Below are 342 nucleotides of genomic sequence, written 5' to 3'. Positions count from 1 at the left end.
AGCCCGGACGGGATGCGCCTAGTCACCGCCAGCGACGACGGCACGGCGAGGGTCTGGGATGCCGGAACAGGCGGACAGACCGCCACCTGCGAGGGGCATGGCAATCCGGTCCGGCATGCTGCCTTCAGCCCGGACGGCGCGCGCCTAGTCACCGCCAGCGACGAAAGCATAGCGCGGGTCTGGGATGCCGGGAGCGGCGAGCAGATCGCGGCCTGCGAGGGGCATGGCGGTCCGGTCGAGCACGCCGCCTTCAGCCCGGACGGGACGCGCTTGGTCACCGGCAGCGACGACCACACGGCGCGGGTCTGGGATGCCGGAACGGGCGGACAGATCGCTGTTTGC

The 342-nt window shown here is 71.9% G+C and carries 1 protein-coding gene; it reads left to right on the top strand.

Annotation, left to right across the window (positions count from 1 at the left end):
- On the top strand, positions 1-342 hold a 342-nt coding region (locus E2C05_RS32590), incomplete at both ends, for a WD40 repeat domain-containing protein (RefSeq protein ID WP_408901652.1).

It is taken from the genome of Paracraurococcus ruber, from assembly GCF_004353985.1.
Lineage (GTDB): Bacteria > Pseudomonadota > Alphaproteobacteria > Acetobacterales > Acetobacteraceae > Paracraurococcus > Paracraurococcus ruber.
The sequence above is the reverse complement of the archived record's forward strand: the minus strand, read 5'-3'. Positions and strand labels throughout refer to the sequence as shown.